Source organism: Ornithinibacillus liuyingii (assembly GCF_055550225.1).
Map to the genome: position 1 here is coordinate 1 of NZ_JBPWOS010000024.1, position 1,484 is coordinate 1,484.

The following is a 1,484-nucleotide window of genomic DNA, read 5'->3' on the forward strand; positions in this document are numbered from 1 at the left end:
GGCACTTACCCCCAAAAGTTAGAGTAGTATATCTAACTTTTGGGGGTGTTTTTTATGTCCAAATATAGTGAGGAATTTAAAATAAAGCTTGTTATTGAATATTTGGATGGAAATCTTGGATATTTACGACTGTCGAGGAAATACAACATGCCGTCTGAAACTTCTATTAAAAATTGGGTAAAAGCTTATAAGACTCAAGGAATGGAAGGATTAAAACAAAGAAAAGGGAAGGAAGCATACTCTGTTCAATTTAAATTAGGTACGATACAATTTATGAAAGAGACAGGCGCTTCTTATCTGGAAACTGCTAATCATTTTAGATTAAACAATCCTTCATTAATTAATCGCTGGATGAAAGAGTTTAAGGAAAAAGGAGTAGAAGGCCTGAAACCAAAATCAAAGGGGCGGCCTTCGATGTCTAAGAAATCCAATATCAATAAACAAACAAAAAAAGAAGATAAAAAGTTAACACGTGAAGCAGCGTTAGAACGTGAGAATGAACTATTGCGATTAGAAATTGCTTACTTAAAAAAGCTGAGAGCTTTTCGGAAAAATCCGAATGTCTTCCTCGAAAAGCACAAGCAAAATGGGCATTCGAACTCAAAGAAGAGGGATTCAGATTAAAGGATATTTTCCTTGTTGTGGGCATTCCTGAAGCAACCTATCACTATCATGTAAAAAATTTCGGGAAAGAAGATCCAGACACAGCACTGAAAGAACTCATTACCGACCTATTTAAGAAGTTTCACGAACGCTATGGTTATAAACGAATCACAAAGGAATTAAAGAAATTAGGGCATGGTGTTAATCACAAAAAAGTGTATCGACTTATGCGCGAATTAGGATTGAAATGTGTAAAATTTATGCGGAAGTCTAGGAAATACAATTCCTATAAGGGGAATGTTGGTAAGATAGCAAAAAATCGTTTATCCCGTCGCTTTAATACTCCCATACCTCTTCAAAAACTAGTAACTGACATTACAGAATTTAAATGTCTAGGCGAAGAGAAGTTATATTTGAGCCCTATACTTGACCTTTATAATGGTGAAATTATTTCATTTGGAATCAACAACCGTCCAACGTTGGATCTTGTCATTGAATCTTTAGACCAAACAATTAAGATTATAAAGAATCACTCAACTTACCGTACCACCATCCATTCGGATCAAGGTTGGCATTATCAGCACAACAAATGGGTGAAAACATTAAAGAGAAATAAAGTATTCCAAAGCATGTCACGTAAAGCAACCTGCGCAGACAATGCTTCGATGGAGAATTTCTTTGGCATTTTAAAGCAAGAAATGTATTATGGTGAAAAACTTGTGAGCTATGAAGAATTAAAAAGAAGAATAGAAGATTATATCTACTGGTATAACAACGAACGATCAAAAGAAAAATTGACTGGACTGAGTCCGGTAGAATACCGAACTCAATCCAGTCAATCAGCTGCATAATATAAACTCTAACTTTAAGGGGTTGCCACC

The 1,484-nt window shown here is 35.2% G+C and carries 2 protein-coding genes; both read left to right on the plus strand.

All coding sequences use genetic code 11. The features are described 5' to 3' along the window. The first annotated feature begins 54 nt into the window (after window positions 1–54). The gene (locus ACSKT4_RS19040; RefSeq protein ID WP_186871528.1) at window positions 55–624 is read left to right on the plus strand and encodes a helix-turn-helix domain-containing protein; all 570 of its coding nucleotides are present in this window, start codon (window positions 55–57) and stop codon (window positions 622–624) included. Then, the gene (locus ACSKT4_RS19045; protein WP_366481271.1) at window positions 510–1,454 is read left to right on the plus strand and encodes an IS3 family transposase; all 945 of its coding nucleotides are present in this window, start codon (window positions 510–512) and stop codon (window positions 1,452–1,454) included. Before ACSKT4_RS19040 ends, ACSKT4_RS19045 begins: the two co-directional genes overlap by 115 nt. Window positions 1,455–1,484: the final 30 nt, after the last annotated feature.

What these genes read in the sequence shown, in the direction of transcription:
- ACSKT4_RS19040 (WP_186871528.1), top strand. Translation starts at nt 55, where the DNA reads ATGTCCAAATATAGTGAGGAATTTAAAATAAAGCTTGTTATTGAATAT.